The sequence below is a fragment of the Streptomyces sp. WP-1 genome (genome assembly GCF_030450125.1).
Lineage (GTDB): Bacteria > Actinomycetota > Actinomycetes > Streptomycetales > Streptomycetaceae > Streptomyces > Streptomyces incarnatus.
The window spans coordinates 7,516,816-7,531,635 of sequence record NZ_CP123923.1 but is presented as its reverse complement, the minus strand read 5'-3'; the positions used below and the strand labels follow the sequence as shown (position 1 = coordinate 7,531,635).

Genomic DNA, 14,820 nt, shown 5'->3' with positions numbered 1-14,820 from the left:
ACATGGGCGGGCACGCGGTTCGCCCGCAGGCGGTACACCTTCTGGGAGTGCCCGACGGTACGGAGCGGCGGACCGGACCAGGGGGCGATGACGTCACCGGCGTGGTGGTCGGCGTACTCGTCGATCCGGATCGCCACCCCGGACCGGCGCCGGAGCCCGGCGAGGCGCTGTCCCTCGCCCACAGCGTCCACACTGGTGGCATGCATCTGCGCGTCGAAAGTCACACCCTGCCGGGCCGGAACTGCGGCCCCGGCCCCGGCTTCCCAAAGGTCAGCGAGGTCGAGGTCGCGGTCCAGCGCAAGGACCGGCCCGACGAGCTGCTCGAACCGCAGCCCGGCGACGCGCCGACGGCGACCTGGACGCTCCCCTGCGCGTTCACCGTCGACGGCGCGCTGCACGGTCCGTACGTGCAGAACCGGCTCGGCGGACGCTTCGTCTACCTCTCCTGGCTCGGCAGGCGGCCCGGCGAGGAGGTCTCGCGGATGTTCCGGCGCGCCAAGCTGATGCTCGCCGACGTCGCGCCGCAGGTGCTCGCCGAGGCGCGGCTGAGCGGCGTACTGGTGGCCCGGCTCGCCCTCACCGACGCCCAGGGTCTTCCGCTGTGCGGGCGGGTGCTGCCCCCGGCGATCGTCTGGAGCGCCGGCGAGCCGTCGGACGCGTGAGCCTGTGGCCGAGCGTCGCCGCGTTCCGGCGTACGGCTGTACGGCTGTGCGGCTTCAGGCCGCCAGTGCCGCGGGCTCGCCCAGCCGTGTGGCCGCGGTCTTCCAGGCGGCGGTGACGGCGAGGTGGGCCTGCGCGGTGGCCGCCGGTCCGTCTCCGTCGAGCCGCAGTGGCGGTCCGACGTGGAGGTGCAGGCGGGGGCGGCGCAGCGGAGCGGTCGCCAGGCCCGCGAGCTGCTTCACGGCCGAACCGGAGGTGACGCGGCGGGCACCGGATTGGCCGACCGGGATCACGGGCGCGCCGGTGCGGTGCGCGAGCCGGGCGAGTCCGCGGCGGAAGGTGCCCGGCGCGGCTTCGGTCGCGTCCTTGCGGTCGGGCAGGCCGCCCTCGGCGTAGATGAGGATGTGCCGTCCCTGCTCCAGCGCCTCCTGGGCGAGGTCGATCGCCTGGGGCGCGCGGGGGTCGCCGCGGTGGACAGGGATGTGGCCTTCGCGGGCGAGGGCGCGGCCGAGCAGAGGCACCCGCCACAGACCGGCGGTCGCCATGATGACGGGCCGGGCGCCGAGGCGGTGCAGTGCGGCCAGGACGATCGCCGGGTCCGCGAGTGAGGTGTGGTTGGCCGCGATGATCCCGGCCGGGGGGAGTTCGGCGTCTTCGTCGGCGGTGATCGTCAGCCGTCCGACGGCGGGTATCAGGTGATCGGCGAGGCGGCTGAGCATCAGGTTCTCCGGTTCGCTCGGGATGAACCTCATCGTCGCCGATGGAGCGGTGGCGCGCCTGAGTGTCCGTACTCATCTCTCGTGTGCGTCCGGACGGGACGGCAGGCCGGTAGCGGGCCGCAGGCTGGTGTTCGTCGGAGTCTCCGGAGCCGCAGGCGGGCGCCAGCTGGCGGGCGTGCAGCGGCTCGGGGAGGCCTGCGGACCGTCTATGACGGCGCCGACGGGACCACGTGGCCGTGCCGTCGTGTGTCCCGCCCGTGCACGGGCCTGGAGGCGGAGAGGGCAGGATTCGAACCTGCGTGGACCCCATAAGGATCCGACCTTGAGACGAACTCGTCGGTCCCCGATCAACCACTCCGGGCACCTCTCCCTGTTCCCGGCCCCGGTGGTTCCCGGTGCCGTTCACAGGAAGAAGACTGGCAGGGACCGCTGACCCGCCGCTGACGCGGGCGTGCCGTCCCTGCCGTCGGCTACGCCGCGCGCAGGTCGATGACCGTACGCAGCTTCCCGCTGGTCGCGGTGCGCTCGAACGCGTCCCTCGGCACCGTCTCCACGGTGAGGGCCAGCAGGCCCTCCGCCTCGGCGGCGGCCAGCTCCGCCACCTCCGCCGCCAGAGCCCGGTGCGCCGCCCCGGGGTCGTCGGCGTACTGCTCGTCCAGGCGGATCGTCAGCTCCTCCCGGCCGGCGCCGGAACGGACCACGAGCTGCACCTCGCCGTGGTAGGCGAGCCGCTCCTGCGCCGCGGCGACGATCCGCCGGTAGTTGACGAAGTACGTGCCGACGCGCACGACGTCGCCGTAGCGGCCGAGCAGCTCCAGCCGGGGTACGTGGCTGCCGCAGGCGCAGGGGCCCTCGACGGCGCGCCCCAGGTCACCGATCTCGTAGCGCTCCAGCCGCTGGCCCGCGCGTGCCCGGGAGGTGAACACCAGCCGGCCGGGCTCGCCGGGCGCCACCGGCCGGTCGGCCCCCGGGTCCAGGATCTCCAGGGTGTGCAGGTCGGTCAGCACGTGGTGGACCGAGCCGTCGGAGGAGGCGCACTGGTACCCCAGCGGCCCGAGGTCGGTGCTGCCGTACGCGGCGGACCGGATCACCTGGACGCCGAACTCCTCCATGAGGACGCGGCGTTGCTCGCCGGTGAAGTGCTCGCCGCCGTAGAACACCGTCCGGATGCCGCCGTACGCGCGCAGCCGGCCGGCCTCGGCGTGGAACAGCTGCCACAGGTAGGACGGCATGCCGAACACGGTGTCCGCCCGGTGGGCGACCAGTGCCTCGGCGACCGCGGCGTGGTCGGGTCCGGCGGCCATCGGCAGCTGGGTGGCGTTCAGCCGCTCCAGGATGGAGAAGAAGCTGATGAAACTCCCGTACATCCCGCCGCAGTAGAACAGGTTGGCCGCGCGGTCCCGGGCCGGATCGAAGCCGGCGGCGAGCAGCCCGTCGGCGGCGGCCCGCATCTGGTTGTCGTAGTCGTCGACGGTGAACACCGACAGCGCGGGCGCGCCCGTGGAACCGCCGCTGCGGAAGTACAGGTGCGCGTGGCGCGCGTCCAGTGCGGCCAGCGCGCGCTGCACGCCCTCCTTGCCGAGCAGCGGCGCGTCCGGGACCGGGGGCAGGACCGGGGCGGACACCAGGTCGTCCAGGCAGGCCACCGGCCCGAACTCCGCGTCCGCCGCCCGCACGCTGACCCGGCGGCTGTAGCGCTGGAGCGCGTAGACGCCGTCGTGCGGCTCGCCCTCGTAGCCGTCCAGCATGGAACCGACCGGGGTGATCCGGGTGACGCCCGCGGCGAACAGGGCGCGCGACAGCGCGGCCACGTCCGCCCGGCCGCCGCCGACCGCCGCGGTCTGGAGGTAGCGGCGCATGGGCCGCAGCGTCCCGGTGGCCCGGTGCCGGGGCAGCGGCTTGACCCAGACGCTGCGGTGCAGCGGGGAGGCCGCGAGCGCGCAGCGGGTGTCCGCCAGCACCCGCCAGGATCCGTCCTCAGCGGTGAACACCTTGGTGAGGCCCAAGTGCTGTTCGAGCCGGGCGAGTTGCTGCACGGTGGTGATCTCCGCCCGCTCGGCCGGGCCGGGCCGGGGCGCGGGGCGGGCGGCGGAGACCTTCGCGAGCCGTTCGGCGAACCGGCCGGCGAACGCGAAGACCTCCTCGGTGTCCTCGGTGTCGAGGTAGACGACCTGCGGGCTGGAGCATGCCTGCTGCTCGAACCGGCAGACGTCCTCGGCCAGCGCGTCCAGCAGGCCGTCCTCGGCCGCCGCCTCCCGGGTCAGGTAGGCGAAGGAGATCCGGTGCCCCCATGCGACGACGCGGCAGCCGGGCGGCGCCAGTTCACGCGCCGCGCCCTCCGCCTCCTCGCCGCCCCAGACCGCGATGGCGTCGGCCTGCCCGCACAGGGTTTCCAGCCAGTCGCGGCGCGAGGAGGGGAAGCGCAGGGCGATCACCCGCTCGGCGATCAGTCCGCTCGGGTCGGCCGCCGCGAGCGCGGCGAGCAGGTCGAGGGCGAGCGCCGTGTCGGAGCCGCTCGTCTTCAGGACGTTGACGTTCCCCGCGAGCAGGCCCTCGACGACGCTCAGCGGGGCGACCGCGGCCGCGTTGCCGGGCGCGATGTGCACCAGGAGCCCCACCGGCGCCCAGGACTCGAACACCGTCTCGCGGCCGTCCGGCCGGGTCAGCCGCTCCGGGCGCAGGCCGCCCAGTTCCCGGCGCAGCTTGCGTTCCAGTGCCTGCCGGGTGAGCGCGCCCGCCAGCTCGGCCAGGGTGGATCCGGCCTCCGCGGCGGGGAGGTGGGCCGCCAGCCGGGTGTGGAGGGCGGAGCGGGGGTCCGCCAGGTCCGCGCCGACGGCCGCGCAGGCGCCGAGCACGACGTCGGTGGGCAGCGGGCGTTCCAGGACGCGGGCGGCCGCCTCCGGCAGAGCGGCCATCCGCCGTTCCGCCTCGGCGTCGTCGACGAACTCGCCCTGCCAGAGGTGGAGTACGGGTGCGGAAGCGGTCACGACATTCCCTTCATCATTTCGGCGGCGGCGACCGCGCAGCTGCGGTTGCGGCTCACCCCGGCGCGGCCGAGCACGGTGAACCAGTCGGTGGACAGCGGGCAGGGGCACTCCTCGCCCGGGTGCAGCGAGGCGAGGTCGCCCATGACGACGCTCTGCGCCGGTACGGACGTGATGTACGGGCTGACCAGGTGCAGGAAGCCGGGCTCGCCGTACGCCAGCGGGCGCAGCGTCCCCGGGTCGCGGACCGCGGCGCGCGACCACACGGGGACGTGCAGCCGGTGGTGGGCGCACTCGACGTACGGCACGCAGTGCTCGACGGAGCCGAAGGTGTCGCGGACGGACTCGGCCGGGATGCCGAGGCGTTCGGTGACCGCGGCGCGGAACTCGTCCTTGCCGATCTGCCGGTCGGCGTGGCCCTTCCAGCCGCCGCCGAGCACCACCAGCGACCCTTCGGGCAGCCGCAGCGGGGCCATGCCCGTCGACCTCATCCGCTCCAGGGTGAAGTACAGGAACGCCGGGAAGCCGAGGATGCGCACGGGCGCGTCCTCGTCGGCGTAGCGCTGGAGGGCCGCGATGCAGCCGTGTACGTCGAACTCGTGGCCGGAGCCGGTGTGGCGCAGCGCGTGCGTGGTGTGCCGGGCCGGGGCGAAGTCGCACAGGTAGTTGTCGGTGAACGACGTGCCCAGCTTCAGCGAGGGCGCGGGTTCGTAGCTGTAGAGCAGGTAGTTGACCGGCCGGTCGGGGGTGATCCAGCCGTAGTGGTCGAAGATCCGGGCCACCATGCGCTGGGCCGAGCGGATCGTCCACCGGTCGAAGAACATCTGGGACTTCTGGCCGGTGGTGCCCGAGGACGTCAGGTGCAGGAACACCTCGTCGCGGGGGACGGAGAGCACCTCGTGGCGCTTGAAGAACGCGGCCGGCACCAGCGGTGTGCGTACGCCGTCGCCGACGGTGGGCGCCGGGATCTCGGGCTGGTCCTGGAGCAGGGCGGCGAAGAACGGGGACCGTTCGGCGTGCCAGGCGTTGGTCTCGGCCATGGCGGCGGCGAACAGCCTGTCGGTGTCGGCGCCGGTCGCGTACGGGTCCGCCAGGTCGCACAGGCGCTGCACCTGGCCGAGCGCCGCCGGGTCGGGGACCTCGACGGGAGCGAGATGGGGGTTCATCGGGACACCTCGTGAAGGGGCAGATAGGTGGAGGCCCAGGCGCTCAGGTAGGCGCCGAGGTAGGGCTGGAGCAGCGGGCTCACGGCCGTCGTACGGAAGTCGATCTGCCGGCTGGTGCGGGAGAGCACCACGTAGTCGTGCAGCCGGTCGCCGACGCGCCGCATCGCCGGGTAGACCGCGCTCGGTACGAACCCGGAGGCCAGGAAGATCTCCAGGGCCTCGGTGTCGGCCAGCGGCAGCAGGGTCTCGGCGTAGTCGGCGCCGGCCCGGGTGACCGTGGTCATCAGCGCCTCCAGGGCGCCGGTCAGCGCCGCGGGGCGCGGGTGGACGGCCACGAGCGCGCAGCTGCCCGCCACCGGGTCGAGGTCGGCGTACGCCTCGAAGCCGCCGTCGGCCGCGACCAGCAGCGCGTTGGGGGTGTGCAGGGGGAAGAAGCGGTCGGCGGCGCGGGGGAAGCGTTCGAGGAAGCGGCGCCGTACGAAGGCGGGCGCGGGGATCAGCTCGATCGGCTCGGCTCCCACGGCCCGGCGCGGCACGCTTTCGAGGGCGACGGTCCGTGCCGTGCCGGCGCAGTCGATGCCGATGCCCGCGGACGCGGCGGCCAGCAGTCCCGTCAGGCGTTCGGGTACGCGGTCCACGGGAGCCCGCCGCTCCAGCACGCCGTCGGCGTAGCGGGCGAAGAGCGCGAGGCTCTCGCAGCCGTCGACCTCGACGGCGTTGGGCAGCAGGCCCAGGGGCCGGAAGCCGTTGCGTACGACGACGTGCTGCGGGCCCTCGGTGACGACGCGCACGGTGGCGTAGAGCGAGTCGGGCACGCCGGTGGCGAGGGCCGCCTCGCACACCGCGCCGGTCAGCCGGGAGGCCAGTCCGCCGCCGCGGTGGCCGGGGTGCACGGCGAGCCCGAGGAGCTTGCCGACGCGGCTGCCCGCGTCCGTCTGCACGACGGCGGAGCCGACGAGGTCTCCGTGGGGCGTACGGGCGGTGAGCCAGTGCGCGGAGCCGTCGGTGATCATCCGGCGCATCACGGCCGGGTCGCTGCCGAGCGGCACCGGGTAGCCGTGCCCGTACACGTCGAAGTACAACTGCCGCAGCTCGGCGATGTCCTGGACCGCCGCCGGGGCGAGGACGACGGTCATGACGTCTCTCCCGCCGGGGTGAGGTGCGCCGTCGCCGCGTTGGCCGGGGAGGTGCGTGGTGCGTCGGGCCGCGCGCGGCCGCCGAGCCACCACAGCGCGAGCGCGACCGGGACCAGTCCGGCGCCCTGGACGAGGCAGAGGGCACGCGCGCCCAGGTGGTCGCCGAGCGCGCCGAAGACGAGGGAGGACAGCGGGAAGGTGGCTCCGAGGAGGGCCTGCATGACCGCGAAGAAGCCGGGCTTGTCGGCGGTGGGTACGAGCCGCTGGAACAGTGCCACGAACCGGACGCCGATCACGCCGACGCACCACCCGGCGACGGCCAGCGCGCCGATCGCCGTCGCGTGCCCGGCCCACAGGCCCGGCAGCCCGAGCGCCACGGCCATCACGGCCAGGCAGGCGCTGCCGACGGCGACCGGCCGCCCGGGTACGCGCGCCCCGGTGAAGGAGCCGACGAGGGTGCCCGCGCCGAGCGCGGCCTCCAGGGTGGCGACGGTCGAGCCGGTGGAGTGCAGCACCCCGCGGGTGTACAGCGGCATGACGACGTAGACGGCGGTGGTGAACAGGTTCGCGGCGGCGAAGCAGAGCAGCACGCGGCGGATGAACGGGAGTCCGGCCAGGACCTGGCGCAGCGTCCGGGGCGCGGGTGGTGTGCCGTGTCCCGCTCCTGCGGCCGTGGAGCCGTCCGGCGCGTCCTGCGGCACGTCGGACGCGCCGGACGCATCGGTCGCGTCGGTCGCGTGGCGGAAACGGGCGGAGGCGACCAGTGGGGCGGCGAGCAGGTAGGCGGTGCCGCAGACGGCCACGACCGCCGGGAGGCCGCCCGCGTCGACCAGGAGCGGTCCGAGCAGGCCGCCACCGAGTCCGGCCAGGGACTGGGTGGACAGTTCGAAGCCGGTGGCGGCCTCGATGTCGGCGTCCTCGACCAGTTCGGGCACCGATGTCGTCAGACAGGGGTCGAACACCGCCTGGCAGGCGGCCAGTGCCAGGCCCACCGCGTACACCGCGGCCATGGGCAGGTCACCGGTGTACGCCCAGAGCGCCGCCGGTAGCGCGACGGCGCCCGCCACGGCCGCGGCGACGGCCAGCACCGTGCGGTGCGCGTGGCGCGCGACGACGCGGGCGACCACGGGGGCGAGCGCGACCGCGGGGAGGGTGCTCACCATCAGGAAGAGGCCCGACTCCAGGCCGCGCCGCTCGCCCCCGGCGAAGCCGACGAGCCACCAGACCGCGCCCACCTGGAACATCCGGCCGGCGGCCTGGGTGAGGAGCTGAGCGGTCCACACCCGGCCGAAGGAGGGGTTGCGCAGCACCAACGGCAGGCGCCGGGCGCGCGGTTCGGCCGCGCTCATGAGTGCGGCCGTTCGTCGACGACCCGGACCAGCTTGCCGGAACGGGAGTTGACGGCGAGATCCTGGTGCCGTGCCCACTCGACGGTGAGCGGGTTCACGTGTCCGGCGTCCGCCGCCCCGGTGTAGGCCGGCCGCTCAGCGAGAACGGCCGCGGCGACGGCGGCTCCCAACGCGCCGTGCCGCACGGCGGGTTCGCCGGTGGCGAGGCGCAGTACGAGTCCGTCGCGGCCGTCGCGGCGGCGTATCACGAGCTGGAGCCCGGTGATCTCGTCCGCCGTGTCGGCGCCGCGCACGATGTCGTGGACGTCCTCGGTGTAGAGGGAGACGGGGCCGACCCGTACGCCCTCCTCGGCGCGGCCGAGGATGCGGAAGACGCCCGCGTCCCGGTCCACCCACTCCGCGCGGTCACCGGCCGGATAGCGCAGCACCGGCATCAGTCGCCGGCGCAGATCGGTGACGACCAGCCGTCCCGGGACACCGGTGCCCCCGACGGGTACGTCGGCCTCGTCGTCGAGGATCTCCACGGCCGTGTGCGGGACGAACGCGCGGTGCACCCACGGGTCGCCGCCGGGTACGGCCTCGCCGAGGAGGCCCGCGTCCACGCTCGCGTAGCCGAGCGAGCGGGCCTCGGCGTTCGGGAACGCCTTGCCGAGCAGCGGGAGTTGGTCGCCGAAGAGGCATTCCCCGCCGAAGAAGAGGAGTTCGACGTCGGGCAGGGTCCGGCCGGCCGCGGTGAGGCGTTCGGCGAGCGCGCACAGGGTGGTCGGGGTGCCGGCGACCACCTCGACGCGGAACTCCTCCAGGGTGGCCGCGGTGGACTCCCAGGGCGTCGCGCCGCCCAGCGGTAGCCGGACGTTGGCCACCGGGGAACGGTGCAGTGAATCCAGTATGAAGCTGAAACTCGCGTACAGGTCCCCGGCGTAGAACAGATCGGCCACTCGATGACCCGGCCGCAGACCGGCGTTGACAAGTCCGGCACCAAAAGCGGAGGTGAATTCCCGCCATTCCGTGCGTGTGTAGAAGGAGAACTTCGGGGATCCCGTGGTTCCGCCGCTGCGAAAGACGACGGCTTCCTGAAGCGGGGCCGTCAGCAGCCTGTTCTCGCGGGGTGAGTTGGCCCGCCAGAATTCCGCCTGGGGCACGACCGGCAGGTCCGTGAGCCGCGTGACCTGGTCGGGCAGATGCGAGTAAAGCTGTTGGTAGAACGGCGAGTTGAGGCGCGCGAAGCGTACCAGCTCCGCCAATGATTGAACGGGCATCAATTCCTGCTCGAAGAGAGGTTTCGTCGGCGATCCATGGGCACGACGGGGGTACGGGGATTTGGTCCACCCGGAAGGTCGGGCCGGAGGACCGTTTCATCGACCGGTGCGACTGATCGTATCTCACCATTCGGAACGGACTTGCATCAACGTGCCTTTCAGGCAAGGGGATTGGCCCGCCGCGAACGAATTCACACCGCTCCAGGTTCCCGTCGGAGCGGAGACGGTGGTCACACGTCACCCATTTCCATAAGGGATGGTTGAGTGCGCTAAAAGGACCCTTTTCATGTGGCGCGGAGGCTGGTGAGTGGCGAGGCGGTCGGCGCTCCGTGCGGGGAGGGGGCGCCGGGGTCCGGGGCGGCGGACCGCCGAGTACGGCACGTACCCTTTGCGAATATTTGAACCGGCCACCGTGGGGCGGCGGTTGGGGGGCGGACGGGATCGGGCCCGCGGGAGGCCAGTCGCTCGCACGCAAGTGCCCATTGGGTGGTGCCTGGTCCGCGGCCTACAGTGACCGGTGGTCCGCGGTTCGGTTCGGTGCCGAGGGAGGGGGCCGCTCATGGCCGGCGAGTTTCAGGAGCGCAAGCTCAGGGGGATGTTCGCCGCGTTCGACGCCGACGGGGACGGCTGTCTGCGCGAGGAGGACTTCAGGGCACTGGTCGCCCGCTGGAGCCGGCTGCCCGCGGTGGGCCCGGGGACGGAACTGCGCGCGCGGGTCGAGACCTTGCTGATGGGGTGGTGGTCGGCCCTGCGCGAGGCAGGGGGCGCCCGGGGAAGCGGTACGGTCGATTTGCGCGAACTGCTCACGGTGGTGGACAGGCTGCCCGCGATGGCGGCGGAGGTCACGGCCACGGCGAACACGGTCTTCGACGCCGTGGACGCCGACGGGGACAACCGCATCAGCCCGGAGGAGCACCGGCAGCTCGTGGAGACCTGGAACGGGCGGCCGGTGGACCTGACGGGCGTCTTCGAACTGCTCGATGCGAACGGCGACGGCCATCTCGACCGCGGGGAGTTCGCGCTGCTGTGGCGCCAGTTCTGGACGAGCGACGACCCCACGGAACCGGGCAACTGGCTCTGCGGCAGGTTCGCCGCCACGCCCTCGTCCTCGGGCGGGCAGGCGCCGGGCTGAACCGGATCCCATCGCCGGCAACGGCACCGGTTGCAGGTTCTCGCGGCGCCTTCGACCGTGGCCGTACAGGTCGCCCGCCGCTCATGAGGTAGAGCTGGTGCGCGGTGATCGGCGCGCTGGTGGCGCCCCGGCACGCCACGGGCACGAGTGGATGGGTGAGACGGGCCGGGAGGGGCAGGGAGTGTCGCCGGACCGGGCCCGCGATTCGGGGCACCGGGACGCGGGCCGTACGCGGCCCGGCCGTCGGCGCCGCACCGCCCCCGGCTCGGCTCCGCCCGGCTCGGCTCGGCTCGGCTCGGTGGAGGGTACGACGACGGTGCCGGCTTCGCGCCGCGTCCGTCCCGTGCGGTGGCGTCGCGGGTGTGCGCGCGTGCGGCGGCGCGGTCACCGGTTGGCCCAGTGACCGCGCCCCATTCTTCCCGGGAGTCGCCCGGCTCATCGGCCGGGGCGGTGGACGTCTTCGGATCGGTCCCCGTGAGCGGTCGTCCGTCACCGGTCCGGCCGGGCGGAGTCCACGGCTTGCGCGGTCACCGGCGATGCGGAGTACACGGCTTCCGTGGTCACCGGCGATGCGGGGTGTCCGGTATCCAACTGCCGTGGAAGCCGGAGGGGACGCGTCGCGGGAGTTCCACGGTGGCCGTCCGGGTCAGGTCGTGGGCGTCGAGGACGAGTAGTTCCGACGCGGCCGTCGGGCCGTGGGACACGATGGACAGCAGCCAGCCGGCGTCCTCGTCCGAAGCGTCGGACGCGGGAACGAACACCGCTTCGCCCGGGGCGGTGCCTTCGCCGGTACCGTAGGCCGTGCCGACGCCCGCGACCGTGTCGTACTTCATGATCGCGTTCTCGCTGATGGTGTAGAGGTAGCGGCTGTGGCGTCCGGTCCGGCCGTCGTTGATGGTGGGCATCTCCACGCCCCGGTCGTCGAGTTCCTCCTCGCTCACGCGGCCCGTGGCCGGGTCCAGCAGCCAGCGGTGCACATGTCCGCCCTGGCTCGCGCCCAGGGCCCAGTCGCGGCTGTCCCGCACCTGCTCGACTGTCCCACCCATCGCCTGCCACATGCTGTCGAACGCCTGGCGCGAGTAGCGCACCGCCTCCAGGACGACACGTCCGGCCGCGTCCTCGTGCGCGTTGCCGACGTGGAAGATGTAACAGGGGTCCACGTCGAACCACCTGACCTCGCCCGCGGCGTCACGGCGCATCAGGCCCAGCCGCGCGCCGTAGGTGTCGGACCAGCGCATGGGCATTCCGCCGCGGGCCAGCAGGGCCGGGTCGAAGACGACGGGCAGGTCCAGCCAGACGACGTAGTTCTCGGTGATGGCGAAGTCGTGCATCATCGTGCCCGCCGGAACCTCGATCTCCCGGCTCTCCACCAACTCGCCGGCCGCCGAGAGACGGTGGTAGGTCAGGTACGGGGGCCTGGCTCCGTAGCCGAAGAAGAGGAGCTCACCGGTGACGGGGTCTTCCTTGGGGTGGGCGGTCATGGCGGTGGTCAGGCGTCCGCCGAAGTCGCAGGGGCCGACGGTGTCCAGCTCGCCGGTGACCTCGTAGGGCAGGCCGCTCTCGACCAGGGCGAAGAGCTTGTCGGCGTGGGCGATGACATGGGTGTTGGCGTTGACCGCGGCGAGGTCGCGGGTTCCGTCGGGGCGTATGGAGGGTGCGCCGGCCAGCTTGGCGGTGCGGACCCAGCGATTGCGGTACCACTCGGCGCGGCCGTCGCGCAGCCGGACCCCGTGCAGCATGCCGTTGCCGGTGAAGACGTGCCCCGGGTCCTCGCCGGGGCGGGGGTTGGGGCCGTTGCGCAGGTAGCGGCCGGTCAGTTCGGGCGGCAGGGTTCCGGTGACCTTGAGGTCGAAGGCTTTGGTCTCGTCGGTCACCGGAGTGTAGTGACCTGCCAGGTAGGTCTGGGTCGGCTCGGTGGATTCGGGTTCGCTCGTCATGGCCTTCTCATTCGATGGGCTGACTGGTGGCGGCCGGTTCAGGGGGCGGGCCGAGGCGCTGGATCGGGAGTCGATCGGCGGCGGGGGGCGCGGCCGTTGCAGCCGCGCGGGCGGCGCTCCGATCGGTGCGGCGCCGGATGCGGAGCGGCGTGCGGGCCCCAGGACATGCACAACACTACATGTCATCTTTTACATGTCAATGCTTGCGGTTTGCGGAGTGAGGGGTAGGTCGCCGCCGCGTGGCGTCGCCGTCGGTGAAGGCGGTTCGACGTCGACCAGGGCGGTCGGCGCGATGTACCGGTCGGCGCGGTCGATCTGCCCGCCGCCGACCGTGCGGCCGGAGCCGAGGAGCGGTGATGCGGTCTAGATGGTGCGGCAGCAGGGCGGCGAGCAGCGCGGACGTCGCGGCCGCGCACTCGGACGGCTTAGCCACGACCGCGTTGCCGGCCGCCAGCGCGCCCGCGACCGGCACCAGGAGCAGATTGATCGGGTACTTCCACGCGGAGTTGGCCAGTCCGACACCCAGAGGCTCCAGCACTCCGACACCCAGAGACTCCAGCACGGTGTGCGCATCGGTGCCTTCCGGCAGGGAGGCGGGGACGGCGACCGGCTGCCGCGCCGTCCACGTGTGCAGGTGCTCCAGGAGGTCGTCGATCTCCCGGAGGGTCGCGCCGATCTCCGCTCCGTCGGTCTCGGCACGGCTCTTGCGCAGATCCTTGTGCAGGGCGGCGGCTGTCGCGCTCCTGTTCTCCGTGAGCAGGGCCCGCAGTCGGGTGAGCTGCGCCCTGCGCCAGGCGAGGGGCCCGGTCCGTCCGGTGCCGGACGTCGCGCGCAGCGTGCCGACGAGCGCGGCCACGGCGGCACCGACCGGGTCCGGGGGGAAGTGATGCGGGGGCCGCTACGGGCGAGCGGCACGCGTGGGAAGGGGTGCGCTCACCCCAGCGAGGCGAGGGAGGCCGCCCTGGTCGCCTCGCTGTCGAGGTTCCGGCGCGGGGCGGGCAGGAACAGTACGGCGATGAAGGCGGCCGCGGCGCCGATGACGGAGAGCCAGGGCAGGGCGCTGGCCGTGCCGGCGGCCTGGGCCTGGCGCAGCCCGTCGTGGATGTGGCCGGTGACGGCGTCCGCGTAGAGGCTGCCGCCGATGGCCAGGGCGATGGAACCGCCGATCTGGCGGAAGAAGGTGATGTTGGAGCTGGCGGTGCCGAGGTCGGCGGGGCCGACGTTGGCCTGGATGACGATCGTCAGCCCGGAGAGCATCGGGCCGATCCCGAGGCCGATGAGCAGCATCCACAGCGACATCGTCAGCAGCGGCGTGTCGAGGGCGAGCCGGGTGAACAGCGCGGCTCCCGCTCCGGCCAGGACGGTCCCGCCGAGCAGCCAGATCCTGTAGCCGCCGGACTTCCTGATCATGGTGGCGGTGAGCAGGCTGCCGGTCACCATGGCGATCATCAGCGGGTACAGGTGAAGACCGCTGGAGCTGGCGCTGTGGCCCAGCGCCTCCTGGAAGAAGCGGGGCAGGAAGATCACGGCGGCGAAGAGGCAGAACGCCGAGAAGAAGGAAGCGGCGCTGACGAGGGTGTACGCGCGGTTGCGGAAGAGGCCCAGCGGCATGATCGGCTGACGGGCCCGCTTCTCGATCAGGACGAAGGGCACCAGGAGCAGGGCGGCGAGCAGGATGGGGCCGAGCACGACGCCGTCGGTCCAGGTGTGGCCGTCGATCCCCTTCATGGTCAGGCCGAGCAGCAGCGAGCTGATCCCGACGGACAGTACGCCGATGCCCGCGTAGTCGGGGCGGCCGGCGTCCGGTATGCCTCCGCCGCCGGGCAGGAGCCGCCAGACGATGCCGAGCACGACGGCGCCGATGGGCAGGTTGACCAGGAAGACCCAGTGCCAGCTGGCGTGGTCGGTGAACACGCCGCCCAGGTAGGGGCCGATCACGTAGCTCAGGGCCATGACACCGCCCACGGCGCCCTGGGCCTGGCTGCGCCGCTCCGGCGGGACGGTGTCGGCCACCATGGCCAGGGACAGCGGCATCAGGGCACCGGCCCCCAGGCCCTGGAGACCGCGGAAGGCGATGAGTTCGCCCATGTTCTGCGACAGCGCGCACAGTGCGCTGCCGGCGAGGAAGACGACCATGCCGATGATCAGCAGCCGCTTGCGGCCGTAGACGTCCGACAGCCGGCCGTACAGCGGGACGGTGACGGTGGACGTGAGGAGGTAGGCGGTCACCGTCCACGTGTAGAGGTCGTCGCCTCCCAGGTCCTGGATGATCCTGGGCAGGGCCGTGCCGACGATCGTCTGGTCCAGCATGGACAGGAACATGCCGCCGAGGATGGCGACCAGCAGGAGGCCGTGGTGTGGCGCGGATTTTCTGTGCTGCTTCATAGGTAACGCCCTACAGGTAGTTTTTGACATACGGGACCAGAGGTCGCCGAGGGTGCCGAAGGGGGTGGGGAAATGCCTCGGAGGCGGGAAAAG

At 72.9% G+C, this 14,820-nt stretch carries 11 protein-coding genes and 1 pseudogene; 2 read left to right on the top strand and 10 right to left on the bottom strand.

What is annotated here, in order from left to right:
- Positions 1-47 precede the first annotated feature (47 nt).
- On the top strand, positions 48-662 hold the full coding sequence (locus QHG49_RS33535) for a DUF5990 family protein (RefSeq protein ID WP_370530551.1): 615 nt from the start codon (positions 48-50) through the stop codon (positions 660-662).
- A gap of 54 nt (positions 663-716) precedes the next feature.
- On the opposite strand, the gene QHG49_RS33530 is transcribed toward QHG49_RS33535, so the two are convergent.
- From QHG49_RS33530 to QHG49_RS33500, 7 genes and pseudogenes are all read right to left on the bottom strand, one after another.
- Positions 717-1,412 (bottom strand): lysophospholipid acyltransferase family protein, encoded by a 696-nt coding sequence (locus QHG49_RS33530; RefSeq protein WP_370530550.1) that lies wholly within the window; start codon positions 1,410-1,412, stop codon positions 717-719.
- Between the two features lie 241 nt (positions 1,413-1,653).
- Positions 1,654-1,749: pseudogene (locus QHG49_RS33525) on the bottom strand.
- Positions 1,750-1,849: 100 nt separating this feature from the next.
- A complete protein-coding gene (locus QHG49_RS33520) occupies positions 1,850-4,366 on the bottom strand; it encodes an acyl-CoA reductase (protein WP_301492570.1) in 2,517 nt (838 codons plus the stop codon).
- Positions 4,363-5,529, bottom strand: coding sequence for an acyl-protein synthase (locus QHG49_RS33515; protein WP_159707640.1), 1,167 nt, complete (start codon positions 5,527-5,529; stop codon positions 4,363-4,365). The genes QHG49_RS33520 and QHG49_RS33515 overlap by 4 nt, the downstream gene beginning before the upstream one ends.
- A complete protein-coding gene (locus tag QHG49_RS33510) occupies positions 5,526-6,665 on the bottom strand; it encodes a GNAT family N-acetyltransferase (protein WP_301492569.1) in 1,140 nt (379 codons plus the stop codon). Before QHG49_RS33510 ends, QHG49_RS33515 begins: the two co-directional genes overlap by 4 nt.
- Positions 6,662-8,014 (bottom strand): MFS transporter, encoded by a 1,353-nt coding sequence (locus tag QHG49_RS33505; RefSeq protein WP_301492568.1) that lies wholly within the window; start codon positions 8,012-8,014, stop codon positions 6,662-6,664. Before QHG49_RS33505 ends, QHG49_RS33510 begins: the two co-directional genes overlap by 4 nt.
- Complete coding sequence (locus QHG49_RS33500; protein WP_301492567.1) at positions 8,011-9,273, bottom strand: phenylacetate--CoA ligase family protein; 1,263 nt, start codon at positions 9,271-9,273, stop codon at positions 8,011-8,013. The genes QHG49_RS33505 and QHG49_RS33500 overlap by 4 nt, the downstream gene beginning before the upstream one ends.
- 559 nt (positions 9,274-9,832) lie before the next feature.
- Between QHG49_RS33500 and QHG49_RS33495 the strand changes: the two genes are divergently transcribed.
- Positions 9,833-10,405, top strand: a complete 573-nt coding sequence (locus QHG49_RS33495) for an EF-hand domain-containing protein (protein ID WP_145487671.1) — start codon at positions 9,833-9,835, stop codon at positions 10,403-10,405.
- A gap of 560 nt (positions 10,406-10,965) precedes the next feature.
- On the opposite strand, the gene QHG49_RS33490 is transcribed toward QHG49_RS33495, so the two are convergent.
- The 3 genes from QHG49_RS33490 to QHG49_RS33480 form a co-directional block, all read right to left on the bottom strand.
- On the bottom strand, positions 10,966-12,342 hold the full coding sequence (locus QHG49_RS33490) for a carotenoid oxygenase family protein (protein ID WP_301492565.1): 1,377 nt from the start codon (positions 12,340-12,342) through the stop codon (positions 10,966-10,968).
- Between the two features lie 196 nt (positions 12,343-12,538).
- Positions 12,539-13,198, bottom strand: a complete 660-nt coding sequence (locus QHG49_RS33485; protein ID WP_301492564.1) for an aldehyde dehydrogenase family protein — start codon at positions 13,196-13,198, stop codon at positions 12,539-12,541.
- Between the two features lie 77 nt (positions 13,199-13,275).
- Positions 13,276-14,727: an MDR family MFS transporter gene (locus tag QHG49_RS33480; RefSeq protein ID WP_301492563.1), complete on the bottom strand. Its 1,452-nt coding sequence runs from the start codon at positions 14,725-14,727 to the stop codon at positions 13,276-13,278.
- Positions 14,728-14,820: the final 93 nt, after the last annotated feature.

Excerpts from the sequence above, each read along its gene's own strand:
- QHG49_RS33530 (WP_370530550.1), bottom strand. The coding sequence starts at position 1,412 with ATGAGGTTCATCCCGAGCGAACCGGAGAACCTGATGCTCAGCCGCCTC.
- QHG49_RS33515 (WP_159707640.1), bottom strand. The coding sequence starts at position 5,529 with ATGAACCCCCATCTCGCTCCCGTCGAGGTCCCCGACCCGGCGGCGCTC.
- QHG49_RS33510 (WP_301492569.1), bottom strand. The coding sequence starts at position 6,665 with ATGACCGTCGTCCTCGCCCCGGCGGCGGTCCAGGACATCGCCGAGCTG.
- QHG49_RS33505 (WP_301492568.1), bottom strand. The coding sequence starts at position 8,014 with ATGAGCGCGGCCGAACCGCGCGCCCGGCGCCTGCCGTTGGTGCTGCGC.
- QHG49_RS33500 (WP_301492567.1), bottom strand. The coding sequence starts at position 9,273 with ATGCCCGTTCAATCATTGGCGGAGCTGGTACGCTTCGCGCGCCTCAAC.
- QHG49_RS33495 (WP_145487671.1), top strand. The coding sequence starts at position 9,833 with ATGGCCGGCGAGTTTCAGGAGCGCAAGCTCAGGGGGATGTTCGCCGCG.
- QHG49_RS33490 (WP_301492565.1), bottom strand. The coding sequence starts at position 12,342 with ATGACGAGCGAACCCGAATCCACCGAGCCGACCCAGACCTACCTGGCA.
- QHG49_RS33480 (WP_301492563.1), bottom strand. The coding sequence starts at position 14,727 with ATGAAGCAGCACAGAAAATCCGCGCCACACCACGGCCTCCTGCTGGTC.